Origin of the sequence: uncultured Microbacterium sp., assembly GCF_963524805.1 — a bacterium.
Lineage (GTDB): Bacteria > Actinomycetota > Actinomycetes > Actinomycetales > Microbacteriaceae > Microbacterium.
The window spans coordinates 121,844-147,790 of record NZ_CAURGG010000004.1; the positions used below are offsets into that span (position 1 = coordinate 121,844).

The window sequence follows — 25,947 nt, forward strand, 5'->3', positions numbered from 1 at the left end:
GCTCCCGGCATCCACGCACGGCGATTCTCGTGACGGACCGGGCTTTTCGCAACGATCCGATGTGCGGATGTCGGCGCCGTGCGCGGCGCGTCGCACTACCGTAGGACCGTGGAGCGCTCGCTCGAAACCCAGGTCAGCCAGGCCGTCGACGCCTGGCTGCGCTGGCTGCCGCGCTGGGAGCCGGCCACTCACCGTGGCCGGGTTGCCCCGTGCCGCCGCTGCTTCGGCTCTCCGGTGCTCTCGGCGGCCGGGCTCGGAGCCGACGTGCCGCACGGCGTGCAGCACGGCCTGTCCACGCGGATCAAGGCGATCGTCGACCATGCCGTGGCCGAGTACACCGCCCTGAACCTCCCGATGCTGCAGACCGAGCTCGACCACCAGGCGGCCCGGAACCGTGCGCGCAGCTATCGGCCCGCTGAGGGACTCGAGCCCGAGTTCGAAGGGCTGCCGCTCGACCCCGATCCGCAGCCCGGGTCTCCGTTCCTGTTCACGATCTCCGGTCTTGCCGAAGAGGCGGATGCCGGCATCCCGGCCCTGCCTCCGCTGAGCGACGAGGCCAAGGCGGCGCTGCGCCAGGAGGTCGGGCTTGCCGACGACTACGCGAACATGATCGGCCGCGAGGTATGCACGATCCTGCTGCACCACCGCCTGCGCATCCAGGCGGCGATCACGCAGTACGTGGAACCGCAGATCGAGGCGATGCTCGAAGAGCTCACGCGATCCCTCGACGCCCCGTTCGACCCGAACGAGCCGCCCAGTTCCTGACGGTCGGAGCGGCGGCATCCACAAGCGGCGGGGCCGGTTCTCGAGCGGCTTTGTTAGCATGAGCGAGTTTGCAGTTGCACCGCTCATCGCGCGCACCGTCGCCGCGCACCCGCCGGATCTCAGCGGGCACACTCCGGGGAGGCATCGGTGGCCACACGCCTGCCGTCGGCGCCCCCGATCCTGCCCGGCCTGGCCTACATCCGCCCGCTCGGGTCCGGCGGGTTCGCCGACGTCTTCCTGTACGAGCAGGACATGCCGCGCCGCGACGTCGCGGTGAAGGTCCTGCCGAGCGACGTGCGCGACGCCGACCTGCGACGCATGTTCAACGCCGAGGCGGATGTGCTCGCGCACCTTTCTGCGCACCCGTCCATCGTCACGGTCTACCAGGCGGGCATCTCGGCCGACGGCCGGCCGTACATCGTCATGGAGTTCTGTCCGGGCTCGCTCGCGCAGCGATACCGGATCGAGCGCATTCCGGTCGATGAGGTGCTCACGATCGGTGTGAAGATGGCCAGCGCGCTGGAGTCCGCGCACCGCGCCGGGCTCGTGCACCGAGACGTCAAACCGAGCAACATCCTGGTCACGACCTTCGGTGCCCCGGTGCTGGCCGACTTCGGCATCTCGTCCTCGCTCACCCGGGCGACCGCCGACGAGGTGCTCGCCATGTCGATCCCCTGGAGCGCACCGGAGGTCATCGCGGAGGAGACCGCCGGAACGGTCGCGAGCGAGGTATGGAGCCTCGGCGCGACCGTGTACTCCCTCCTGGCCGGTCACAGTCCGTTCGAGCGCCGTGATCGCGGACAGAACAGCAAGGAGCAGCTGCGCCGGCGCATCGCGAAGGGCACGTACACCGACATCGCGCGCACCGACGTGCCGGCATCCCTTCAAGCCGTGCTCGCGCGGGCGATGAGCCGTGATGCGCGTCAGCGCCACGCGTCGGCCCGCGAGTTCGCCGACGCCTTGCGCGGAGTGCAGACCGAGCTCGGCATCTCACCGACACCGCTCGAGATCGCCGCGGACGGCTGGTCGTCCGCGTCGCACGGGGTCGACTTCTCGGACACCGAGCTGCGCGGCCCGGCCCGCAGCCGCATCGAGCGCGACGAGCGCCGAAAGAGCCGCCCCGGCCTCGGCGTGGCGGCGCTCGCCCGCGACGAGGACAGCGACGTCACCGGACTGGAGTCGCCCCGGGGGGTGCTGCCGTGGGTGATCGCCGCGGCGGTCGCGGCCGTGGTCGTCGTCGGCGGCATCCTCACCGCGCTGCTGGCGACGGGCGTGCTGTGATGCGCCGGCGCACCCTGGGGGGCATCGTCGCCGCCGCTGCGGCCGTGGCGCTCATCGCCGGGGTGAGCATCGTGTGGCCGGGCCTGGACGCGCAGAAGACGGACAAGACCGACACGTCGGTCTGGGCGCTGCAGACCGGCGACGGCCGGCGGTACGCGCGCGTGAACACCGCGATCGGCGAGCTCGACACCGTGCGCGAGGTCGGCAACCCCAGCCAGGTCGCCCAGAGCGCGGAGGGCGCGTTCCTCTTCTCGGACAGCTACAGCAAGCTCACCGAGATCGACCCGGCGCTGCCGGCGGACCTGGACGACCAGACGGTGCGCGCCTCGCCCTCCACCCCCGCGGGCACCACCGATGTGGTCACCGCCGAGGACTATGTCGCTTATCGCACCGACTCGGGGGCGGTCTTCGTCGGTCGGCTCTCGACCGGGGAGGCGACCCAGCTCGACCCCTTCTCCTCGGACGACGATGACGCCCCGCAGTACACCTCCGACGCGATCGCCCTGGACGCGCGGGGAGTGCTGTTCAGCTATTCGAGCGCCGACGGCTCGGTGCTCACGTACGACATCCCCGGCTCGCGGGTGCGGGCGCGCGACGAGTTCGCCGTCGACGGCATCGCGAGCCCGGCGATCTCCGCGGCCGGCGACGTGTGGGCGGTCGTGGACTCATCGGACGGCGACGTCTGGACGCGCGGTGCGGATGCCGCCGTCTCGACCTCTGCGACCGGCTCCGTGCTCGTGAGCCAGCCCGACCCCGCCGGCGCTGCCGTGTATCTCGCGGACGAGACCGCGCTCGTGCGAGTGCCCGTGGACGGCTCGGATCTCACGACGGAGGTGGGCGGCGGGGCGGGGGTGCTCGGAACGCCGGCGCGGCCGACGGTGCAGGACGGCGATGTCTTCGCGGCCTGGCTGCCGCAGGGGACGCAGGACGGCGTCCTCTGGAGCTCCCGGGCCGGGCAGTCCGTCCTGGACTACGGAGACGGGGCTCTCCCCGATCAGCGGCGACCCACCTTCGTGGTGGGCGAGGGTGCCATGATCCTCAACGAGACCCGCACCGGGTGGGTGTGGACGGTCCCGGACGGCGCGCTGGTCGCCTCGAGCCAGAACTGGTCGCTCGATGAGCGCACGAATCCCGACGCCGAACAGAGCCAGGAGCAGCTGAGCGTCGTGCTCGACCCGGAGCCGCCCGTCGCTGTGTCCGATGCCTTCGGTGTGCGCGCAGCGAGCCTGGTGACCCTTCCGGTGCTGCTGAACGACCACGACCCGAACGAAGACGTGCTGAGCATCGATCCCGCGTCGGTCACGGGGCTGGATCCCGGCTTCGGCACACTGTCGATCACCGACGACTCGCAGCGACTCACCGTGACGGTCGCGCCCGGAGCCTCGGGAACGGCGACCTTCTCGTACGCCGTGACGGACGGCACCGCCGAGGCCGGCCTGACCTCGACTCCCGCGTCGGTGACCCTCACGCTCTCATCGGGGGATGCGGCCCCGCAGTGGTGCGGCGTGGAGGGCTGCCTTGTCGCGTGGCCGACCCCCGAGGTGGCCCCGGGGGGAACCGTGACCGTTCCGGTCCTGCCGGGATGGGTCGATCCCGACGGCGACCCGCTGCTGCTGCTCTCGGTCCAGAACGAGTCGGGGGTCGGAACCGTCGCCGCCACTCCGGGAGGCGATGTCGTCTATCAGCACGCCGACGGCGGGCAGGGCGGCGAGGAGCTCGTCGAACTGACCGTCACCGTCTCGGACACGGCGGGTCAGACCGCGACCAAGCCCCTCCTCGTGCGCGTCGCCCCCCAGCCGGCGCTCGCGGTGCAGTCCTTCGCGGTGGTCGACACCATCGACGCCGGGCTCACCGTCGACGTCACGCCGCACGTGACCGGCACCGCCGGTGAGATCTCGCTCGAATCGGTGCGCGTCCTGGACGACGCGGCCGCCAGCGCGACAGTGGTCGGCGGCTCGGCATCCTTCGACTTCTCCGCCCGCGCGCCGGGCACGTTCCGGGTCGGGTTCACCGTCACCGACGGCACCACGCCCGCCACCGGCACCGCACGCATCACGATCCTCCCCTCCGACGCCCCGCCCCAGCTGGCCACCTCACCCGTCGTCGCGTTCGTCCATCCGCAGGAGGACGCCACGCTCGATGTCTTCTCCGCCGTCGCGAACCCCACGCGACGGGTGCTGCTGCTGAGCGATGTCGTCGGGCACGCGGATGCCGGTGCGACGCTGTCCGTGGACGGCGTGGGCCAGAACTACCTCCGCGTGTCAGGTTCGACCGCCACCGGCGCCGCGGGCCGCCTCGGCACGGTGACCTACACGATCAGCGACGGAACCGACGACTCGGGGGCCCGCGTGCAGGGCGAGGCGACGGTCTTCCTGCTGCCGCCGGCGCCCGAACTGGCACCGATCGCGGTCGATGACACCGTGGTGGTGCGCGCGGGGTCCCAGATCGACATCCCGGTGCTCGAGAACGACATCGCTCCGGCCGGGGGGCGGCCGACCCTCAATCCGGCATCCATCTCCTCCTCGTCGCCCGACGCGCTCGCGTTCGCCGGGGGCGACGTGCTGCGCTACCTCGCTCCGGCCGCGCCGGGGGAGTACGCCGTCGACTACGCCGTGTACACCACCGGGGCGCCCGCGCTGGCGGATGCGGCGACCGTCCGAGTGCAGGTGCTGCCCGACGATGCGAACCGCGCCCCGCTGCCGGACACCCTCGAGGGGCGCGTCCTGAGCGGTCAGTCGACCGTCATCGACTTCGACGGCTTCGGGATGGACCCGGACGGCGATGTGGTGAGCCTCGACCGCATCGTGAGCCAGCCCGCGAACGGCTCGGCCACGATCGCCGCCGACGGCGAGTCGATCCTGTATTCCAGCGTGCCGGGCGATCGCGGCCAGGCGAGCTTCCGCTACCGCGTCGTCGACGCTCTCGGTGAGGCGGGCGAGGGTGTGGTGCGCATCGGCGTGCTCGACAGTCAGTCCAACCCCAGCCCGGTGACCTTCACCGACTACGTTCAGGTGCAGGCGGGCGCCACGAGCTCCATCAGGGTCAGCCCGCTCGCCAACGACGTCGATCCGACCATGGGAAAGCTGGCCGTGACGGACGTCCGCCCGGATCTGCCCGCGACCCTCTCCGACGGAAGCGCGAACGCGGAGTACGCGCGCCTGCAGGAGAGGCTGGCCTCGGTCGGCACCGAGACGGTGGTGATCGAGGCCGGCACCCAGCCCGGCACCATGTCCTTCCTCTACGACGTCGAGTCCAGTTCGGGCAACACCGGCCGGGGACTGATCGTGGTGCAGGTCGTGCGCGAGAGCGTGCCGAATTATCCGGTCGTCGATGACACCGTGCTGACCGCAGAGACTCGGGACGACTTCCCGAAGGGGGTCGATGTGCTGACCGGCCGCGCGTCGTGGTCGGGGGGCGACGTGGACGATCTCGAGGTGAGCCTGTGGGGCGACACCCAGGGGATCAGCGGGGGAGTGACCGTCGACGGCACGACTCTGCGCGGCTCGCTGCCGAAGGCCGCGCGCGTGATTCCGTTCGCGGTCACCGGCGACGGCCCCGACGGCACGGTCACCACGTACGCCTTCCTGCGCGTGCCGGGGGACGACGACCTCTCCCTCGCGCTGCGGGCGGGAGTCGCTCCGCCCGAGGTCACCGAGCTGCAATCGGTCACGTTCGACATGACGGCGATGGTCGCCCGGCCGCGGGGCAGCGTCGTCGAGCTCGGCGAGGACATCCGCGCCTCCGGTGCTCGCAGCGGGTCCTCGTGCCGGGTGGAATCGGCCACGAGCGTGCGCTACGACTCGGGCGCCGGCGCGCCGTGGGTGGACGCCTGCCAAGTGCCGGTTCGCATCGCCGGCCAGGAGGACTGGACCTACCTGTCCGTGCCGATCGTCGTCAACGCCCTCGATCCGCAGCCGGTGCTGCGGGCCGGCTCGATGACGGTCGGCCCGGGCGAAACTGCCACATTCGACCTGCGGAACATGACCACGTGGCAGCTGCGCGAGGACTGGAGCGGCATCCGGTACGCCCTCGATTACGCCGGGTCGGCGTTCGAGGTCTCGCTCGACGGATCGATCGTCACGGTCACGGGCGTCGACCGTGCGGTTCCGGGCTCGGAGGAGGCCGCGCTGGTGTCGGTCACCAGCCACACCGCCGTCGCGCCGGTGCGCCTGATCCTGCGCGTCGGTGCGGCGCCCTCGACCCTTCCGCGCGGCGGCTCGGCGACCCAGCAGTGCTCGCAGGCGGCGGGGTCCTCCTGCACGATCTCGGTCGTCGGCGCCGGCGGCGAAGTCAACCCCCTGCCGCGGACGCCGTTGACGGTCATCGACGTGCGCCCGACCGGCGCCTGTGTCGGCGTGAGCTTCCAGGTCGCCTCGCCCACCTCGGTGCTCGCGTCCTGGGCGCCGGACGCGCCGGGGGCGACGTGCACGGCATCCTTCTCCGTGCAGGATGCGCAGGGGCGCCGGACCAATGCCGAGCGCGACGGACAGCTGCTGCTGGATCTGCAGGGCTTCCCCCGGGCGCCCGCGAGTGTGACCCAGGTCGGCTACGCACCGGGCGAGCTGACGCTGCGGGTCGACCCCGGCGAGGCGCGGCTGGCGTACCCCGGGCTGAGCGGCTTCGTGATCCGCTCGAACGGACAGGAAGTCGCGCGCTGCTCGCCGGATGGGACCTGTCCTCCCATCGCGGCGCCCAACGGCGAGCAGCGCACGTACGACGCGTTCGCCGCCAACAGCGTCGGAACGTCGCGATCCTCGGTCCGCACTGTCGCGTGGGCCTACGACGCCCCCGGGACGCCGGTGATCGCGCAGGTCGCCCCCGTCGTCACCTCCGGCGAGGGCGGCGTCGTGTCGCTGACCATCGAGGGGATCGACCCGGCCTCGACGGGCACGATCACCGTCTCGAGCCCGGCGGGGGAGACGGTGCAGATTCCCATCCGGCGCAACGACACGACGGTCGATGTGGATCGGTACCGGGTCGGGTCGAACACCGCCAGCCCGATCAGCGTCACGCCGTCGTCGCGTTTCGATCTGCCGCCGGGGCTCGGGGGCAGCCCGTCCGGGCCCGCCGCGACCGCCTCGGGCAACGGGGTCGGCGCCCCGCTCTCGCCGCTGCTCACGCTCACCTCCAACTCCGCCGGCGACGGGACCTCGACCGTCACGGCGCGCGCCACCGCGGGCGTGAACGGCGACGGATCCGAGCTGCGGTACGGGATCGTCCGAGAGGGGCAGCGCTGCACCGCCACGGCCGGCGGCGACACGGCGACGTTCCCGGGCCTGTCCGACGGCGACGAGTACGCGTTCGACCTGTGCGTCGAGTCGTGGTTCGACGACGAGCTCTACGGCAGATCCGTCACGACGCAGAGCGTGCGCGCGCAGCAGACAGGCAAGGCACCGCAGGGCTACACGTTCGCGGTGGATGCCGCTCCCGAGATCGGCGAGGGTCGAGCCGACTGGATCGTGCGCGCCGATCCCACCTCGACCGAGCGCGTCCCCAACCGCAACCGCGTGGAGTTCTCCGGCCTGCCGAGCTCGGTCTTCGGTCGCGACCCGGTGATCCAGGTGCGATACGTGCACGAGATCTGGGGGACCGCGACGTCCTGGGCCACGGCGACCCCACGCGCCGGGAGCGCGCCGTACCAGGTGCAGGCCAGCTGGGGCGTGCAGACGTGCGTCGGCGGCTCCGACCTCGTCGCCGTCGGCGACTCGTCGGCCGATCCCTCCGGCGGGAAGGCGGCGGTCTCGTTCGGCAACGCCGGTCTGCGCTACTACGACGCCTCCGGCGCCGAGCTGGCGCACACCGCCGACAGCTGGTCGGTGCCGGTGGGCGCGAAGCGCGTCGAGGGCATCGCCGTCTCGGTCAGCTGGAGCGCGCAGGGCTGGGGCCTCTCGGCAGCGAACGCCACCTTCTCCGCATCGTGCGATCCGAACATCCCGATCCCCTGAGCTTGCTTCCGACCCTGAGGACGACATCGACATGACCATCACGCAGGAACAGGCCGCCTGGTTCCAGACGACGTTCGGCCAGATCGCCGACAACGTCGAGCGCGCGGTGCTCGGCAAGCGGCGGGTGGTCGAACTCGTCCTGACCGCGATGCTCAGCGACGGGCACGTGCTCCTGGAGGACGTGCCCGGGACCGGCAAGACCTCCCTCGCGCGCGCCATGGCGCAATCGGTTCAGGGCACCAACACCCGGATCCAGTTCACGCCGGATCTGCTGCCGGGTGACATCACCGGCATCACGGTGTACGACCAGAAGTCCGGCACCTTCGAGTTCCACGCCGGTCCGGTGTTCGCCAACATCGTCCTGGCCGACGAGATCAACCGCGCGAGCCCGAAGACCCAGTCGGCGCTCCTGGAGGTCATGGAGGAGGGGAGGGTCACGATCGACGGGGTCTCCCGGCAGGTCGGCGTCCCCTTCCTCGTCCTCGCGACCCAGAATCCCGTCGAGCAGGCCGGCACCTATCGACTGCCCGAAGCGCAGCTCGACCGCTTCATGATGCGGGCCTCGCTCGGCTACCCCGATCACGCCGCCACGGTGCGCATCCTCGACGGCGCCGCGGTGGCGACGGCCGAGCTGTCCGCCGTGATCGGCCCGCAGGCCATGGTCGGGATGGCCGACCTCGCCGCGACCGTCTACGTCGACGCACTCGTGCTCGATTACATCGCCCGGCTCGTGGACGGCACGCGCTCGGCCGACGAGGTGCGCCTGGGCGTCAGCATCCGCGGGGCGCTGTCGCTGACGAAGGCGTCCCGCACGCGCGCCGCCTCGCAGGGACGCACGTACGTCACCCCCGACGACGTCAAGGCGCTCGCCGTCTCGGTGCTCTCGCACCGGCTGATCCTGCACCCCGAGGCCGAGTTCGACGGGGTCACCCAGGAGGCCGTGATCGGCCAGGTGCTGCTGGATGTCGCGCCACCGAGTCGCCGCGAGACCGCATGAGCCTGACCGACTCCCGCATGACCCGCGCCCCCGGTGCCACAGGCTCGGCGGCGACCGCGGGAGCGCCCGCGCCGAGCGGAGTGCCGGGGACGACCACGCAGCTCACCAGCGCGCGGCGCGGCCGGCGGATCGTGGGCGCCGTCATCCTGGGGACGAGGGCCGCGCACGCATCGCGCGCTGCGCTGAAAGCGGCGGCCGCCTGGACAGCCCGCACCGTGCGCCCGGCGGGCGTCCTCGTCGTCGCCGCGGCGACGGTCGGCCTCGCCCTGGGCGTCGCCTTCGGGTGGATGGAATGGATCGTGGCCGGATCGATCGCGCTGCTGCTGCTGCTGATGTGCGTGCCGTTCCTGTTCGGTGCGCGCTCGTACGACGTCGATCTCGTGCTCGCCCACGAGCGGGTGGTCGCCGGCAGCGCAGTGACCGGCGACATCGTCGTCCGCAACGACAGCCGCCGCGTCGCCCTGCCCGGGAGAGTGGACATCCCCGTCGGCGCCGGTCTGGTGGAGTTCGGTGTGCCGCTGCTGCGTCCCGGTCAGGCGCTCTCCCATCCGCTGGAGATACCGGCCCTCCGGCGGGGGATCCTCTCGGTGGGGCCGGCCACCACGGTCCGCAGCGACCCCGTCGGCCTGCTGCGGCGCGAGCACGCGTTCGACGACGTGCACGAACTGTACGTGCACCCGCGCACCGTCGCGATCCCGTCCACGAGCGCGGGCCTCATCCGCGACCTGGAGGGCAGCCCCACGCGTCGCCTGGTGGACTCCGACATGTCCTTCCACGCGATCCGCGAGTACGCGCCGGGTGACTCGCGCCGGCAGGTGCACTGGAAATCCACGGCCAAGACCGGGCGGCTGATGGTGCGCCAGTACGAGGAGTCCCGTCGCTCGCGCATGGCGGTCGTGCTGTCGGTCGCGGACGCCGAATACGCGGATGCCGACGAGTTCGAGCTGGCGGTGAGCAGTGCCGCATCGCTGGGCCTGCGTGCGATGCATGACGCACGCGAAGTGGACATCGTGACCGGCGCGGAGATCCCTCGCGTCGTGCGGGGCCGGCTGCGCGCCATCCGCCACATCCCGACGGCATCCCGACGCGTGATGCTGGACGGGTTCAGCGGGGTGGACGTGATCGCGAACACGATGGCGATCGCCGATGTGTGCCGCCTGGCCGCCGAGGCCAATGAGCGCCTGTCGATCGCGTTCGTCGTGGTCGGCTCGCAGGTCCCGCTCGCCCGGCTGCGTCAGTCGGCCCTGGGCTTTCCCGCCGACACCGCGGTCGTCGCGGTCGTGTGCGACGAGCGTGCACACCCTCGCATGCGGTCTCTGCCGGGTCTCACCGTCCTGACGGTCGGCACCCTCGACGACCTGTCCGGGCTCCTCGTGCGGGGAGCGACATCGTGATCCTCGGCAACGGGCCCGTCGCCGCCCACGTCGCCGGGCAGGACCGGGGCGCGCAGACCGTGCAGGCGCGGCGGCGCATCGTCTTCGTGCCGCGCATCGTCGCGGGATCGCTCTTCGTCGCGGTGGTGGTCGCCCTCGCCGCATCCGCCGCTTGGCCCATCTACCGCGACGCGGCCTTCCTCCTCCTGGTCGGGCTCAGCGCGCTGGTGGCGACCGCGATCGCCGCGCTCGCCTGGACGCGGCGCTGGGGAGGATGGCCGGTAGCGGGGCTTCTCGGCGTCGCGTTCGTCGTGCTCGGCATCCCGCTGGCCGTCCCGTCGCGGCTCGGCGATCCCCTCGAGTACGCGCGCGGCGTGGCCGACCTGGCGACCGGCGCCGTCTTCGCGTGGAAGGACCTCATCACCGTCGATCTGCCGGTGGGCACGTACCGCAACCTGCTGGTCCCCGCCCTGATCGTGTTCCTCGTCGGAACGTGCGCAGCGCTGCTGGCAGCGTGGCAGAAGGGCCGCGCCGCGTACGCGGCGGTCCCGATCGCCCTGGCGATGATCTCGTTCGGCATGTTCTTCGGGCGCTCGAGCGTGAGCGCCCCCCTCCCGGTCGGACCGTTCGCGATCGCGGCGCCGGTGGAGACCGCCCTGGGGATCGCGGGGCTGCTGGTCTGCCTGCTCTGGCTCGCGTGGCGCAGCCGGGACGAGCGGATGCGGTCGCTGCGCCGCGCCGCCGAATCCAGCGGTGTGAGCCTCTCGCGGCGTCCGTCACCGGTGGATCGACGCCGGGCGGCGCTCGGCGCCGGCATGCTGGCCGCCGCGGTCCTCGCCGTCGCCGTCGTCGTGCCGTTCGCGGCGCGCGGCGCCGAGCGCGAGGTGCTGCGCTCGGGCGCGGGACCCGAGCTCGCGATCTCGTCGGCGGTCAGCCCGCTCGCCGAGTACCGGTCGCTGTTCGCCGACGGGCGAGCCGACGTGGTTCTGTTCACCGTGGCGGCGCACGACGGCGCGCTGCCCGAGCGGGTGCGCCTGGCCACCCTCGACGACTACGACGGCGAGGTCTACCGCAGCGGCGGCAGCGCGGCCGGTCCGGCGCGCTTCGTCCGCGTGCCGGCGAGCCTGGATGCCGGGAGCGGCCGCACCGTCGACGCGCGCATCACGATCGACCGGCTCGAGGGAATCTGGATGCCGACCGTCGGTCAGCTCGCCTCTGTCGAGTTCGCCGGCACCCGAGCCGCCGCGCTCGCCGACCGCTTCTACTACCGCGCCGATGCGGCCGCCGGGGTCCAGACGACCTCGGAGGGCTGGCGGCCGGGCGACGGGTACGTCCTTCGCGCGGTCGAGCCCGCCGAGCCCGACCTCGCGTCCATCGACGCACCGGGCGGGCTGGGGGAGGTCACCGCAGCACCGGACAGCCTGCGATCGTGGGTCGACGAGCACGTCTCGGGGTCAGGGGGCGCGGCCCTCGAGGGGCTCGTGCAGCTGCTGCGCGAGCGCGGGTACCTGAGCCACGCGATCGACGTCGGGCCGACCCCTCCGCTGTGGATGCAGTCGCTCCCGGACTACACGTTCCAGCCCAGTGCGTCGGGACACTCCCTCGCGCGCATCGACGCCATGTTCGCGCGCCTGCTCGAGCGCGAGAGCGACCCGCGGGCGGCCGCATCCCAGAACTACGTCGCGGCGGTCGGGGACGATGAGCAGTTCTCTACCGCGGTCGCGCTGATCGCGCAGGAGTTGGGCTTCCCCGCGCGCGTGGTGCTCGGAGCCCGTGTCAGCTCCGCCGACCCCGGGCTGCGCACATGCGAGGCAGGCGCCTGCCGCGCGCAGGATCTGGCGGCCTGGACCGAGGTGCGCTCCGCTGACGGGCAGTGGGTGCCGATCGATGTCACCCCGCAGGCCGCCCAGTCGCCGAGCCTGCAGGTGACCGAGCAGCGCAACCCGGAGAACGTCACCGAGGTGCGGCCGGATCCCGTCCAGGACGTCGTCCCGCCCGATCCGGTTCAGGAGGACGACGGCGCCGATGACGGCGCCGACGACGCGTCCGGTCTCGACCTCGCGTGGCTGTGGCCGATCCTGCGCATCGGGGGGATCGGGCTGCTGGTGCTGCTGCTGGTCGCCGGCCCGTTCGTCCTCGTGGCGGGAGCGAAGGCCGGGCGCCGCCGGACGCGACGCACGCAGGGTTCGCCTGCGAGCCGGATCGCGGCCGGCTGGGACGAGTACGTCGACGCCGCCGTCGACGCGGGACGTGAGGCGTCGCCCGCGCTGACCCGCGGCGAGCTCGCCGCGCTGTACGCGACGCCGGCGGCGGAGGCGCTTGCGACGGATGCCGATCGCGCCGTCTTCTCGCAGAATCCGGCTTCCGCCGCCGAGGCGGCGGCCTACTGGCGCACCGTCGACGAGCAGCGACGCGCGCTGGTTCGCGAGCGCGGCTTCTGGCGCGGCGTGGCCGCGACCGTATCGTTGAGATCATTCGTACGTCACCTGGCGCCCTCCGGCGCCCGGCTGCGCTTCGCCGAGAGGGGGAAGCGCCGGGTCACCCAGCCCGTGCGCATCACGCCATGAACACCGATGACTCCACAGGCATCGCCCTCGGGCTGATCTCCTTCCTGCTGTTCGTCGCCCTGTACGTGTGGACGGCCCTCGCTCTGTCGGCGGTCTTCCGCAAGTCCGGCGAGCGTTCGTGGAAAGCGTGGGTTCCCTTCCTCAACCTCGCGACGCTCCTGCAGCTGGGCGGGTTCTCGGGCTGGCTGGTGCTGCTGGTGCTCGTGCCGTTCGCCGGACAGCTCGTCGTCTGGGTGCTGCTGATCGCCGCCTGCTACCGGGTCAATGTCGCCTTCGGCCACGGGGTCGGCATGACCGTCCTCGCGGCGCTGGTGCTTCCGGTGTGGGCCTCGATCCTGGGGTTCGGTCCTGCGCGGTGGCTCGGCACAGATCTGGTCGGTCGCGGGGCGTCCTCCGGGCCGCGGCGTTCGATGGGCCCCTCCGACGCCGACGAGTACGTCCCGCGCGCGGCGCCTCCGGCCTACACGCCCTCAGCGCCCCTGTTCGATCAGCCCTCCGCCGGCTGGGCGCCGTCGCCGGGCCGTGAGTCTCCGCCGCTGCCCTCGTGGCTTCCGGCGCCTCCGGCATCCGCCCTCGATCAGCCTGTTGCATCCGCCGATCTCCAGGGCGCGGCATCCACGGGCTTCGAGCCGGAGCCGGCTCCGGCGCCCGGCGGTGGACGCTGGGGCGGGTTCGACCTGGGCGCCGTGAGCGAGCTGACCAGCGAGGCGACGGGTGCGGACTCCGCCGCACCGGCACCCGTCGCGGCGGCGCCGATGCGCCCGGCCGGGTACGAGCCGGCCGTGGCCCGCCCGCCCGTCCCCGAGCCCCCGGTGACGGCTCCTCCGCCGCCGGTCACGCGGGTGCCCCTGACGCCGGCGGCCGCGGTCGACGACGAACCCTGGGCGCCCGCCCGCTCGCCGATGGTGACCGACCCGTTCCCGGAGACGTCGGGACCGGTGTCGGCGATCGTGGGGGCGCCGGACGGTGGCACTCCGCGTTCGGCGCGCGCGTCGGTCTCCGCCCAGCACGCGCGGCCCGAGATCCCCGACGACCCGATGGATGCGACGATCATCACGCGCCGGCGCCGCACCGCGTGGTCGCTGGTGCCGCCGTCGGGGGCGCCGGTGCCGCTGACCTCCGACGTGGTGCTCCTGGGCCGCAAGCCGGCGCCCGACCGCGCGCACCCCGGTGCGCAGCTGGTCGCGATCGACGACGGGACCGTCTCCAAGACCCACGCCCGGCTGGCACTGCGCGAAGACCACTGGTATGTGACCGACCTGGGGTCGACGAACGGCGTGCTGTTCGCCACCCTCATGGGCACCGAGGTCGAGGCGGCGCCGGGTGAGGAGATCGAAGCCGGAGAGCGGTTCTTCCTGGGCGACGCGGAAGTGCGTCTGCAGCGCAGCGACGGATGACGGATCTCTCGGACGAGCAGACGAGGCCGGCGCGCCGAAGGCGCTCGCTCGAGGACGCGACGATTCCGGATGCCGCGACCGACGTGTCCTGGACCGAGGGCTCGACCGTCATCGCCCGGCGTGAGTCGCGGCGGCGCGGGTCCCGTCGTGCGGCTGAGGCCTCGGTCCCGCCCACCGGCCCTGCGCGAGCGGCATCCGGTCCCGACGTCGCCGCGATCGACCCGCACTCCGGGCGGATCGCCGGACCGCCCCCCTCATCCCCTTCCTACGGCGCTCGGGCACCCGAGCCGGTGGTCGCCGTGCGCGCCGCCCCGCCCGCTCGGGTCGCGCAGGCTCCCGTCGACGGTCGCGCCGCCGCCGCCGCCCACCAGCGCAGGGCACGCCGGACCGCCCTGATCGTCGTCGCGGCGGCATCCGGAGCCGTGCTCGCCGCCGCCGCGTCTCTGCTGGTGATCATCCTCTGGCCGTGAAGTTCCCCCGCGTTTGACCACCTCCTCCTGGAGCGCGTATCATGGAGGGGTGTGCGCTCGTGCGCGCCTTGCGCTGTGCCTCGGCACGGGGTGAGGAAGCCGGCGCCACATCTCAGGGAAAAGCCTGCGAACAGGCCGCCCCCACGGCATACCCACCACACAATCGCGTCATTCATCGTGCCGCGCCGGTGGGTTTGTGGTGAGAACACCATCGCTGTCACCGTGCAGCACAACAAGGAGAGAACGTGCCAACCATTCAGCAGTTGGTTCGCAAGGGACGTACGCCCAAGGTCGTCAAGACCAAGGCGCCGGCGCTCAAGTCGAACCCCCAGCAGGCAGGCGTCTGCACCCGCGTCTACACGACCACGCCCAAGAAGCCCAACTCGGCGATGCGCAAGGTCGCCCGTGTCAAGCTCCGCAACGGCACCGAGGTCACCGCCTACATCCCCGGTGAGGGCCACAACCTGCAGGAGCACTCGCTCGTGCTCGTGCGCGGCGGTCGTGTGAAGGACCTTCCCGGTGTCCGCTACAAGATCGTCCGCGGCGCCCTGGACACCCAGGCCGTCAAGAACCGCAAGCAGGCTCGCAGCCGCTACGGCGCGAAGAAGGGTTAAGGACCATGCCTCGTAAGGGACCGGCCCCCAAGCGCCCCGTCGTCAACGACCCGGTGTACGGCGCCCCGATCGTCAGCCAGCTCGTGAACAAGATCCTCGTCGACGGCAAGAAGTCGCTCGCAGAGTCGATCGTCTACACCGCGCTCAAGGGCGTCGAGGACAAGAACGGCCAGGACGCCGTCGCCACGCTCAAGAAGGCGCTGGACAACGTGCGCCCGACCCTCGAGGTCAAGAGCCGTCGCGTCGGCGGCTCGACCTACCAGGTGCCGATCGAGGTCAAGCCTCATCGCGCCAACACGCTGGCGCTGCGCTGGCTCGTCAGCTACGCGAAGGGTCGTCGTGAGAAGACGATGACCGAGCGTCTGCAGAACGAGATCCTGGACGCCTCGAACGGCCTGGGTGCCGCGGTCAAGCGCCGCGAGGACACCCACAAGATGGCCGAGTCGAACCGCGCCTTCGCGCACTACCGCTGGTAACAGCCGACTGAGTGCGGGGGCCGGGACCCGGCCCCCGCACTTCACCCTGATCTCGAGAGGGCGCCCGAGGCGCCCCATCGATCACCGGAAGGAAAACCCCGTGGCACAAGACGTGCTCACCGACCTCACGAAGGTCCGCAACATCGGCATCATGGCGCACATCGATGCCGGCAAGACGACGACGACCGAGCGCATCCTGTACTACACGGGAACCAACCACAAGATCGGCGAGACGCACGACGGTGCGTCGACCACCGACTGGATGGAGCAGGAGCAGGAGCGTGGCATCACGATCACCTCCGCCGCCGTCACATGCTTCTGGGACAAGAACCAGATCAACATCATCGACACCCCCGGCCACGTCGACTTCACCGTCGAGGTGGAGCGCTCGCTCCGCGTCCTCGACGGCGCCGTCGCCGTGTTCGACGGCAAGGAGGGCGTCGAGCCCCAGTCCGAGACGGTGTGGCGTCAGGCCGACAAGTACGACGTCCCGCGCATCTGCTTCGTCAACAAGATGGACAAGCTCGGTGCCGACTTCTACTTCACCGTCGACACGATCATCAACAAGCTCAAGGCGAAGCCGCTCGTGCTGCAGCTGCCCATCGGCGTCGAGAACGACTTCGTCGGCGTCGTCGACCTCGTCGAGATGCGCGCCCTGGTCTGGGCCGGCGACGCCAAGGGCGATGTCACCATGGGCGCCAAGTACGACATCCAGGAGATCCCGGCCGACATGGCCGAGATCGTCGCGAAGTACCGCGAGGAGCTGCTCGAGACGGTCGCCGAGACCGACGAGGAGCTTCTCGAGAAGCACTTCGGCGGCGAAGAGCTCACCGTTGCCGAGATCAAGGCCGCGATCCGCAAGCTGACCGTCAACTCGGAGCTCTACCCGGTGCTCTGCGGCTCGGCGTTCAAGAACCGCGGCGTGCAGCCCATGCTCGACGCGGTCGTGGACTATCTCCCGTCGCCGCTGGACGTGCCCGCCATCGAGGCGCACGACCCGAAGAACGAAGAGACGGTCATCCTGCGTCACGCCGACCGCGACGAGCCCTTCACGGCTCTGGCGTTCAAGATCGTGACGCACCCCTTCTTCGGTCGCCTCACCTACATCCGCGTGTACTCCGGTCACCTGGACTCGGGTGCGCAGATCGTGAACTCGACCAAGTCCAAGAAGGAGCGCATCGGGAAGATCTTCCAGATGTACGCCAACAAGGAGAACCCGGTCCCCGCGGTCACCGCCGGTCACATCTACGCGGTCATCGGCCTGAAGGACACGACCACGGGTGACACCCTGTCGGATTCCCAGAACCAGGTCGTCCTCGAGTCGATGACGTTCCCGGAGCCGGTCATCGAGGTCGCGATCGAGCCCAAGACCAAGGCCGACCAGGAGAAGCTGGGTCTCGCGATCCAGAAGCTCGCCGAGGAGGACCCGACGTTCCGCGTCGAGCAGAACTCCGACACCGGTCAGACCGTGATCAAGGGCATGGGCGAGCTGCACCTGGACATCCTGGTCGACCGCATGAAGCGGGAGTTCAAGGTCGAGGCCAACGTCGGAAAGCCGCAGGTCGCGTACCGCGAGACGATCAAGAAGGCCGTCGAGCGTCACGACTACACGCACAAGAAGCAGACCGGTGGATCCGGCCAGTTCGCGAAGATCCAGTTCGCGATCGAGCCGCTCGAAGTCACGGCCGACAAGACCTACGAGTTCGAGAACAAGGTCACCGGTGGCCGCATCCCGCGCGAGTACATCGCGCCGGTCGACCAGGGCTTCCAGGACGCCATGAACGTCGGCGTGCTCGCCGGCTACCCGATGGTCGGCGTCAAGACGATCCTCCTGGACGGCGCGTCGCACGACGTCGACTCGTCCGAGATGGCGTTCAAGATCGCCGGATCCATGGGCTTCAAGGAGGCGGTCCGCAAGGCGAACCCCGTCATCCTCGAGCCGCTCATGTCCGTCGAGGTGCGTACGCCCGAGGAGTACATGGGCGACGTCATCGGCGACCTGAACTCCCGTCGCGGCCAGATCCAGTCGATGGAGGACGCCCAGGGCGTCAAGGTCGTCCGGGCCCTGGTTCCCCTGTCGGAGATGTTCGGCTACATCGGAGACCTGCGCTCGAAGACCTCGGGTCGCGCCGTCTACTCGATGGAGTTCGACAGCTACGCCGAGGTTCCCCGCAACGTCGCCGACGAGATCGTCCAGAAGAACAAGGGCGAATAGCCCGAGGGATGCCGGGACTTCAGTCCCGGCATCCGAAACTCACAACTTAATACCTCATACTCGGTTGTCGAGTAGCGCGCCAGCGCGTATCGAGACACTCTCCACTAATGTGGAACCAATCCCCGTAGAGAACCGGTCGCAAACCAGCGCCCGGAGGATCTACACGAATGTCCTAGGAGGACCCAGTGGCTAAGGCCAAGTTCGAGCGGACCAAGCCGCACGTAAACATCGGAACGATCGGTCACGTCGACCACGGCAAGACCACGCTGACCGCTGCCATCTCGAAGGTGCTCGCCGACAAGTACCCGTCGGCCACCAACGTGCAGCGTGACTTCGCGTCGATCGACTCCGCTCCTGAAGAGCGCCAGCGCGGCATCACGATCAACATCTCGCACGTCGAGTACGAGACGCCCAAGCGTCACTACGCGCACGTCGACGCCCCCGGTCACGCCGACTACATCAAGAACATGATCACCGGTGCTGCTCAGATGGACGGCGCGATCCTCGTGGTCGCCGCCACCGACGGCCCGATGGCTCAGACGCGCGAGCACGTGCTGCTCGCGAAGCAGGTCGGCGTGCCGTACCTGCTCGTCGCCCTGAACAAGGCCGACATGGTCGATGACGAGGAGATCCTGGAGCTCGTCGAGCTCGAGGTCCGCGAGCTGCTCTCGAGCCAGGACTTCGACGGCGACAACGCCCCCGTCGTCCGCGTCTCGGGCCTCAAGGCGCTCGAGGGCGACGCTGAGTGGACCGAGAAGATCGTCGAGCTCATGGAAGCCGTCGACGAGTCGATCCCCGACCCCGTGCGTGACAAGGACAAGCCGTTCCTCATGCCGATCGAGGACGTCTTCACGATCACCGGTCGTGGCACCGTCGTGACGGGTCGCGCCGAGCGCGGCACGCTCGCGATCAACTCCGAGGTCGAGATCGTGGGTCTGCGCCCGACGCAGAAGACGATCGTCACCGGTATCGAGATGTTCCACAAGCAGCTCGACGAGGCATGGGCCGGCGAGAACTGTGGTCTGCTTCTTCGCGGCACCAAGCGTGACGACGTCGAGCGCGGCCAGGTCGTCGTCAAGCCCGGTTCGGTCACCCCGCACACCAACTTCGAGGGCACGGCGTACATCCTGTCCAAGGAGGAGGGCGGCCGTCACAACCCGTTCTTCACGAACTACCGCCCGCAGTTCTACTTCCGCACCACCGACGTCACCGGCGTCATCACGCTGCCCGAGGGCACCGAGATGGTCATGCCCGGCGACACCACCGACATGACGGTCGAGCTGATCCAGCCCATCGCCATGGAAGAGGGCCTCGGCTACGCGATCCGTGAGGGTGGCCGCACCGTCGGCGCCGGCACGGTCACGAAGATCCTGAAGTAGTACCGGTTCTCGAGGAGGCGCTAGCTCCGTATCGAGAGACGCGACAGCGATCCTGAGAGGGTCGGGCCTGGTGCCCGGCCCTCTCTGTCGTTCCACGCCGATGACATAATCGTGGGATGTCGACGCGTCGCTGGCTCGGACTCGACGGACTGCGCGGCGTCGCCGTGCTGGCCGTCGTGCTTTTTCACGCCGGGCTCGCACCGGGAGGCTTCGTGGGAGTGGATGTCTTCTTCGTCCTCTCCGGATTCCTCATCACTGGTCTGCTGCGGGCGGAGTACTCGCGGACGGGCTCGATACGGCTGGTGAGGTTCACCGTACGCCGCCTCATGCGGCTGTACCCCGCCCTGCTGGGGGTGTGCCTGTTCGTGATGGCGGTTGCGATTGCGGCCCAACGAGCCGTTCCCGAGGTTGCGCACGACGTTCTGCATGCGCTCACTTACACCTCCAACCTTGTTCCGATGCAATCGGGCCTGCTCGATCACACTTGGACGCTCAGTCTGGAGGAGCAGTTCTATCTGATGTGGCCCGTACTACTGCTGATGGCCGTACGGACGAGCTCTCCATGGGCCTGGGTGCCCGCGATCGGCATCCTGGCGGCGATCTTCAGCACAGATCTGCTGCAGGGCCAGACCGGTGCGCTCCACACGTATGTGCGCGCCATGGGTCTGCCCCTCGGGTGCGCACTGGCATTCGCCGGCTCCCATGTGCTGCGGTGGCTGCGCGCCGTCGCGATTCCTTCCGCCATCGGCCTGCTGATTGTCTTCTTCGTTCCGTTGCCGTCCTTCCTCACCACCGGATGGCCGATCTCGATCGGAGCGATCCTCGCAGTCCCCCTGGTGGCAACATTGCTGACGATCCGTTTCCCACCGCTAGAGCGCGGTCCGATGCGCTGGCTGGGACTGCGCTCGTACAGCCTTTACCTCTGGCACCTGCCGATCATGGCGCTCGTGCTGTTTCATGCGCCGCCGGAAGTACCTGAGTGGCTCCGCGTGGTGAGCGGCGTAGGGGTGTCCCTGATGATCGCCGAGCTGTCGTACCGCTTCGTCGAACAACCTGTGCTGCGGCTTCGCGACCGCACGAGGCCCGAACCCGGCGAACCGAGTCCCGCCCGGCCGCCAGACCATGCCGAGCCCGATGTGACGTCGAGTTAGCGCGCGCCGTTCCGCACGGTACTCACGGCGGTTTCCGGGCTGGCATCGATAGGCTTCGCCCGTGCCCGAAACACGTTCCAACGACGCGCTCGTCGACGACAGTCCCCCGCGTCGACGCCGGCGTCTCTGGCCGTGGGTCCTGGGCATCGTCCTGCTGCTGATCGCCGCGCTGGTGATCGCCGGATTCGTGGCTGTGAAGTTCTTCGATCAGGCCATGGATGTGCGGGCCGATCTGCTCGCCGCGAAGTCCCGGCTGAGTGGGCTGCCGCAACTGGTGCGCGACGGCGACACCGCGACATTCGAGTCCGTGTCGACCGAGGTTGTCGGCTACACCGCGCGGGCCGATGCCACGGTCCAGGGCCCCTTGTGGTCCATCGCCGCGAATGTCCCCTTCGTGGGCCAGAACGTCGCCGCGGTCCGAGGTGCCGCCGAAGCAACTCACATCCTCGTGCGGGACGCACTCCCGGCCAGCTTCGGCGTCCTGAACGTGATGAATTTCGACAAGATCCGGCTGGAGGGGGGCGGGTTCGATCTGGCGCCCTTCCGGGAGGCGGTCACCACGCTCCCGACCATCAATGCGGCCTTCGCGGCAGCTGAGGAAAAAGTCGCCGGCATCGACCGGGATTCGCTCCTGCCGTTCGTCGATGACGCAGTGGGCGAACTCGTGACGGTGATCGATGACGCCGCGCCGATGCTCCGCACTGTCGAAGACGTCCTGCCGTCCGCCCTGCAGATCGCCGGCGACGGCGGCCCGCGGTCATACCTGGTGATCTTCCAGAACAACGCCGAGATCCGCGCGACAGGTGGCAACCCGGCGGCATCGGTCCTGATGCGCGTCGACCAGGGTCGGATGTATCTGGACATGCAGGCCAGCTCCACAACCTTCGGTGAGCAGGGGACGGACGATGCGATCTTCCTCGCGCTTCCGCCCGAGACGTCGGCGCTGTACGCGGATGATTTTGCCCGCTTCTCGCAGAACTTCTCTCGGACGCCGAACTTTCCGACGACCGCTCAGCTGTTCACCTCCCTCTGGGCAGCCACGACCGGAATCCAGCCGGACGGTGTGATCTCGATCGATCCCGTCGTCCTCTCGCACATTCTCGAGGTCACCGGACCCGTCACAGCCGCGGACGGCACCGAGATCACTGCCGAAAACGCGGTGCGCGTGCTGCTGAAGGAAACCTACGAGCGCTTCCCCGCCGAGAGCGCTCCGGCGGACGCATTCTTCGCCAACGTCTCAGCCACGGTGTTCGGCAAAGTCATCGGAAGCGGATGGGACCCGATGGCGATGATCGGGCAGCTGCAACGCGCCGTCGGAGAAGAGCGGGTGTACGCCTGGTTCGCCCGCGAGGACGAAGAGGCCATGGCTCATCGGCTCGGGATCGACGGCGTGATGACAGGCGACAACTCCGAGACGACCCAGGTCGGCATCTTCCTGAACGACTCCGGTGTCAGCAAGATGCAGTACTACCTCAACACGTCCGTCGATGTGGCGTGCGATCCCGCCGCGCGGACGGTGAGCACAACGATCACCATGACGAACACGGTGCCGGCCGGCGCCCAACTCAGCTACTACACGCATACGCTTCGCGCGGGAACGTACGGGCAGCCCGACGACGCGATGATCATGGACGTGCTGTTCTTCGCTCCTCCCGGAGGGACCATCCTCGGGTCACAGCCGGCGACCGGCGATATTCCGGAGTGGTCGCGCACGAGCACGGAGAACGGCCGAAACGCGGGCAGCATCACCGTCTTCCTCGGTCAGGGCGAAACCCGATCCGTCACCTACACGAGTTCGGTTCCCGAGGGCGAGCTCGGACCGATCTCCGCGCGTTACAGTCCCACCGTGACGGACACGCCGGTCACCATCGCCGCGTCGTGCGCCGAGCTGACGGGTCCATGAGCGGTCGCGGCGCCGCCGCTCGCTAAGACGTCGCCAGGGCGATGTGCGGGCTCACCCAGTGCCGCAGGGCCGCATCGAAACGGGAGGCGTCGAACTGCTGCGCGTGCGCCGTGATCCGTGCACCGTCGAGCAGGCTGCACGCTTCGGCAGCCGCGCGGATCTCCGTCTCGGACCGAGGGTCGAACAGCGCGCCGCCCCACCCCTCCTGCACGGATTCGCCCGATCCGCCGCTGCGATTGGCCATCACCGGTGTGCCGGATGCCATCGCCTCGACCGCGACGATGCCGAAATCCTCGACCGGGGGGAAGACGAACAGGCGTGCGCGCTGCATCAGAGCGAACACGAGCGCGTCACTGGGCTGGATGTGGAACTGCACCGGAACGGTGACATCGGCTGCCATCGCGCGCAGCTCAGCCTCGAGCGGGCCGTGTCCGGCGATGACGACGGGAAGGCCGAGCAGCTGTCCGGTCTGCATCACCACGTCCAGGCGCTTGTAGGCGATGAACCGCGACACGCCCAGCACGAAGTCGGCCGGAAGCGCGTCGAGCACTCGGCGGTCGGCACCCGTCAGCTCTGCCGCCCACGTGCCGCTGCCGATCCGTGCGACGTCCACGGGCGGGTTGATGACGGTCGCGGGGCGATCCCATGCGCGCTGCACCCGGTCGGCGACGAATCGGCTGTTGGCGGCGATGCTGGTCGCCTCCTGCGCGGCCCGCCTGTCGATCCTGCGCAGCGGCGGGCCGGCGATCCGCGCCGCGAGGTTGTCGCCCCGCGCGTCGAGCTCGGGCGCCCACAGGTAGCGCGCGGGCGTATGCACGTAGACGTACTTGGGCACCGCCGGGGAGCCGACGTTCACGTGGTGCGCGAAGGCGTGAGAGCTGACCAGCGCCCACTCGTAGTCGTGTCGGGGAGATTCGCGGCGGCGCGCGCGCCACGTCGCCGGCATCAGAGGCAGAGCGAGGGCCTTATGACGGCGCAGCGGAGTGGCGGCGAGCCAGGTCTCGCGCACGTCCCGGCCCGGGTATCGCTGCGGTGCGTCGTTCCACAGGCACAGCATGTCGGCATCCGGCAAGAGTCGGGCAAGGCGATCGAGCACGCGCTCAGCGCCGCCGGTCTGCTCGATCCACTCGCTGACCAGCACGCCGGTCATGATGCACCGCCGGATGATCGTCCGTTCGCGCGGCCGGATCGCGCGCGGATCATGCCGCCGTGTTCCCTGGGGCGAGCGCGGCCTTGACCGTCTTGAAGAGGATCACGATGTCGCCGATGAGCGTCCAGTTCTCCACGTACGACAGGTCGAGCCGCACCGATTCCTCCCACGAGAGGCTCGATCGCCCGCTGATCTGCCAGAGGCCGGTGATCCCCGGCTTGACCATGAAGCGGCGGTGCACGTGGTCGGCATAGCGTTCGACCTCGCGGGGGAGCGACGGCCGGGGGCCGACGAGAGACATCGAGCCGCCCAGGACGTTGAGCAGCTGTGGCAGCTCGTCGAGGCTGTAGCGCCGCAGGAAGCGCCCGAAGCGGGTCACGCGGGGATCGGCCGTCATCTTGAACAGCACTTCGTTGCCGGCATCGCGCCGCGGCTCGAGGTCCGCCAGCAGCTCCTCGGCGTTGTGCACCATGGTCCGGAACTTCAGCAGCCGGAACTCGCGGCCGTCCCGCCCCACGCGCACCTGCCGGAACAGCACCGAGCCCTTCGTCGTGGCGCGGATGCCGATAGCGATGACCGCGAACACTGGGCTCAGCACGATCAGCCCGACCGTGGCCAGCAGCACATCGAGCCCGCGTTTGGCGAGCCGCTGACCCTTGCTGTAGCGGGGCGTCTCCACGTGGATCAGCGGCAGGCCGGCGACCGGGCGGGTCTGAATCCGCGGGCCGACCACGTCGATGATGCTGGGTGCCAGCACGAGGTGCTGGCGCCCCGCTTCGAGCTGCCACGAGATGCGCTTGACGACCGAGGGCGGCAGCTCGTCGGTGCTCGAGATCGCCACGGTGTCGGCCTGGACGGCGGCCAGGGCCTCGGAGATCGAGAGCACCGATCCCACGATCGGGATGTCGGTGCCGCGCACGGTCCCGCCGGGCTGGGCGAGGGGCACGCACGCGCCGACGACGAGGTAGCCGGCGCTGGGGGTCCGGCGCAGCGCATCGCTGATCTGCGCGACGGAGCTCTCCGACCCCACGAGCACCACCCGGGCGCTGAACTCGCCGCGGGCACGCTTGTGCACAAGCCACTGGCGCCAGAGCCACCGCTCGACCAGGAGGAGCAGCATCCCGAGCGGGAAGGCGATGAGCAGATAGCCGCGAGCGACGTCGACGCGCAGCAGGAACGCGAGGATCGCGATGATGCCGAACAGCCGCAGGCTGACGGAGAAGATGCGGATGTACTCGGCGGAGCCCGTGCCCATCGCGCGATCGCTGCGCGAGTCGATCAGGCTGAGCGACCACATCCAGACGATGACCAGAAGCGAGGAGAAGAACCAGTAGGACACCGCACTCAGACGCGAGTCCTCGCGAATCGAAACCTGGGCGCTGCCCAGGCCGAACCAGGCGATCTGGGTTCCGAAGGCGACGACGATCAGCACGGCGAGATCGCTGACCCAGAGACGCCGCGCGTAGCGGGCGCGCCAGTCGGCGGCGTGCCGGCGAGACCTGCCGACGAATGCCGGATCCCGCGGAACATCCGGCGTGCCGGGCACGCGACCGCCGCGGACCACACCGGGTCCTGCCGCCGGCTTCCTCGCCGAGCGGATGAGATTGGTCGCCACGACTCCCCTTTCGCGGACGAAGACCACCCGAGGGTGATCTGCACCGGAAGCATCCCCAGAACGCAGCCGGCGTTCGCCGCAACCCTGCCATTGTGCCACCAAACGGCTGAAATGGATCCTGAGGATTGGACCGGAGGGTGCGATCGTGATCCGGCCGTGACGCCGCGCTGCCCACGACGCCCTGACATTGGCCAGACTGGAACGGCGAACGATCGCACACGGATCGAAGGAGATGAGCATGGGCATCGAGGACCTGGTCAATCAGGGCAAGGACTTTCTGGATCAGAACAAGGACAAGATCGCCGAGACGCTGAAGAGCGAGCAGGCCGAGGGCGTGAGCGACGGCGCTCTGGATGCCGCAGCCGACTTCGTGAAGAAGGTCGCCCCCGAGACCGCGCACGGCACGGTCGACGGCGTGCGCGACAACCTCGACAAGAGCGTCGGGAACGAATAGTCCTCGGCTCCCTGCGGCGCCGGCATTCCTTCGAGGGTGCCGGCGCCGCTCTTTGCCCCGTCTCGGTCGTCGGACTGGGAGAAACCTGAGCACTCGGCCGCGCGACACGCCCGAGTTTGCGACACGCCCGGGCCGCACGTAGACTAGTGAGGTTCCACATTCCGGCGGGCGCTTCGCGTGCCTCCGGATCACTGC

The 25,947-nt window shown here is 70.0% G+C and carries 17 protein-coding genes; 15 read left to right on the forward strand and 2 right to left on the reverse strand.

Features of this window, described 5'->3' with window-relative positions; translation table 11 throughout:
* Positions 1 to 108: 108 nt before the first annotated feature.
* The 14 genes from RWQ91_RS10360 (at position 109) to RWQ91_RS10425 (ending at position 22,533) form a co-directional block, all read left to right on the forward strand.
* Positions 109 to 765: a spermidine/putrescine ABC transporter substrate-binding protein gene (locus tag RWQ91_RS10360; RefSeq protein ID WP_314505710.1), complete on the forward strand. Its 657-nt coding sequence runs from the start codon at positions 109 to 111 to the stop codon at positions 763 to 765.
* Between the two features lie 147 nt (positions 766 to 912).
* Entirely contained in the window at positions 913 to 2,046 is a 1,134-nt protein-coding gene (locus tag RWQ91_RS10365; protein ID WP_314505711.1) for a serine/threonine-protein kinase, read from the forward strand.
* Complete coding sequence (locus RWQ91_RS10370) at positions 2,046 to 7,991, forward strand: Ig-like domain-containing protein (RefSeq protein ID WP_314505712.1); 5,946 nt, start codon at positions 2,046 to 2,048, stop codon at positions 7,989 to 7,991. Before RWQ91_RS10365 ends, RWQ91_RS10370 begins: the two co-directional genes overlap by 1 nt.
* A gap of 31 nt (positions 7,992 to 8,022) precedes the next feature.
* Positions 8,023 to 8,988, forward strand: coding sequence for a MoxR family ATPase (locus tag RWQ91_RS10375; RefSeq protein WP_314505713.1), 966 nt, complete (start codon positions 8,023 to 8,025; stop codon positions 8,986 to 8,988).
* On the forward strand, positions 8,985 to 10,382 hold the full coding sequence (locus RWQ91_RS10380; protein ID WP_314505714.1) for a DUF58 domain-containing protein: 1,398 nt from the start codon (positions 8,985 to 8,987) through the stop codon (positions 10,380 to 10,382). Before RWQ91_RS10375 ends, RWQ91_RS10380 begins: the two co-directional genes overlap by 4 nt.
* Positions 10,379 to 12,928 (forward strand): transglutaminaseTgpA domain-containing protein, encoded by a 2,550-nt coding sequence (locus RWQ91_RS10385; RefSeq protein WP_314505715.1) that lies wholly within the window; start codon positions 10,379 to 10,381, stop codon positions 12,926 to 12,928. The genes RWQ91_RS10380 and RWQ91_RS10385 overlap by 4 nt, the downstream gene beginning before the upstream one ends.
* Positions 12,925 to 14,325: a DUF5684 domain-containing protein gene (locus RWQ91_RS10390; RefSeq protein ID WP_314505716.1), complete on the forward strand. Its 1,401-nt coding sequence runs from the start codon at positions 12,925 to 12,927 to the stop codon at positions 14,323 to 14,325. The genes RWQ91_RS10385 and RWQ91_RS10390 overlap by 4 nt, the downstream gene beginning before the upstream one ends.
* Positions 14,322 to 14,795, forward strand: coding sequence for a hypothetical protein (locus RWQ91_RS10395; protein WP_314505717.1), 474 nt, complete (start codon positions 14,322 to 14,324; stop codon positions 14,793 to 14,795). The genes RWQ91_RS10390 and RWQ91_RS10395 overlap by 4 nt, the downstream gene beginning before the upstream one ends.
* A 245-nt stretch (positions 14,796 to 15,040) precedes the next feature.
* Positions 15,041 to 15,409: a 30S ribosomal protein S12 gene (rpsL, locus tag RWQ91_RS10400; protein WP_257501467.1), complete on the forward strand. Its 369-nt coding sequence runs from the start codon at positions 15,041 to 15,043 to the stop codon at positions 15,407 to 15,409.
* 5 nt (positions 15,410 to 15,414) lie between these two features.
* Positions 15,415 to 15,885 (forward strand): 30S ribosomal protein S7, encoded by a 471-nt coding sequence (gene rpsG, locus RWQ91_RS10405; protein WP_314505719.1) that lies wholly within the window; start codon positions 15,415 to 15,417, stop codon positions 15,883 to 15,885.
* A gap of 100 nt (positions 15,886 to 15,985) precedes the next feature.
* A complete protein-coding gene (gene fusA, locus RWQ91_RS10410) occupies positions 15,986 to 18,100 on the forward strand; it encodes an elongation factor G (protein ID WP_314505722.1) in 2,115 nt (704 codons plus the stop codon).
* 185 nt (positions 18,101 to 18,285) lie between these two features.
* Positions 18,286 to 19,479 carry an elongation factor Tu gene (gene tuf, locus RWQ91_RS10415; protein ID WP_179430922.1) on the forward strand — a complete coding sequence of 398 codons (1,194 nt, stop codon included), beginning with the start codon at positions 18,286 to 18,288 and terminating at the stop codon, positions 19,477 to 19,479.
* Positions 19,480 to 19,595: 116 nt separating this feature from the next.
* On the forward strand, positions 19,596 to 20,630 hold the full coding sequence (locus tag RWQ91_RS10420; protein WP_314505727.1) for an acyltransferase: 1,035 nt from the start codon (positions 19,596 to 19,598) through the stop codon (positions 20,628 to 20,630).
* A gap of 61 nt (positions 20,631 to 20,691) precedes the next feature.
* On the forward strand, positions 20,692 to 22,533 hold the full coding sequence (locus tag RWQ91_RS10425; protein ID WP_314505729.1) for a DUF4012 domain-containing protein: 1,842 nt from the start codon (positions 20,692 to 20,694) through the stop codon (positions 22,531 to 22,533).
* Positions 22,534 to 22,555: 22 nt separating this feature from the next.
* Here RWQ91_RS10425 and RWQ91_RS10430 read toward each other — a convergent pair whose 3' ends face one another.
* The gene (locus RWQ91_RS10430; RefSeq protein ID WP_314505732.1) at positions 22,556 to 23,683 is read right to left on the reverse strand and encodes a glycosyltransferase; all 1,128 of its coding nucleotides are present in this window, start codon (positions 23,681 to 23,683) and stop codon (positions 22,556 to 22,558) included.
* 49 nt (positions 23,684 to 23,732) lie between these two features.
* Positions 23,733 to 25,298 (reverse strand): sugar transferase, encoded by a 1,566-nt coding sequence (locus RWQ91_RS10435; RefSeq protein WP_314505734.1) that lies wholly within the window; start codon positions 25,296 to 25,298, stop codon positions 23,733 to 23,735.
* 238 nt (positions 25,299 to 25,536) lie between these two features.
* On the opposite strand from RWQ91_RS10435, the gene RWQ91_RS10440 reads away from it, so the two are divergent.
* Positions 25,537 to 25,752: a hypothetical protein gene (locus RWQ91_RS10440; RefSeq protein WP_314505736.1), complete on the forward strand. Its 216-nt coding sequence runs from the start codon at positions 25,537 to 25,539 to the stop codon at positions 25,750 to 25,752.
* Positions 25,753 to 25,947 lie beyond the last annotated feature (195 nt).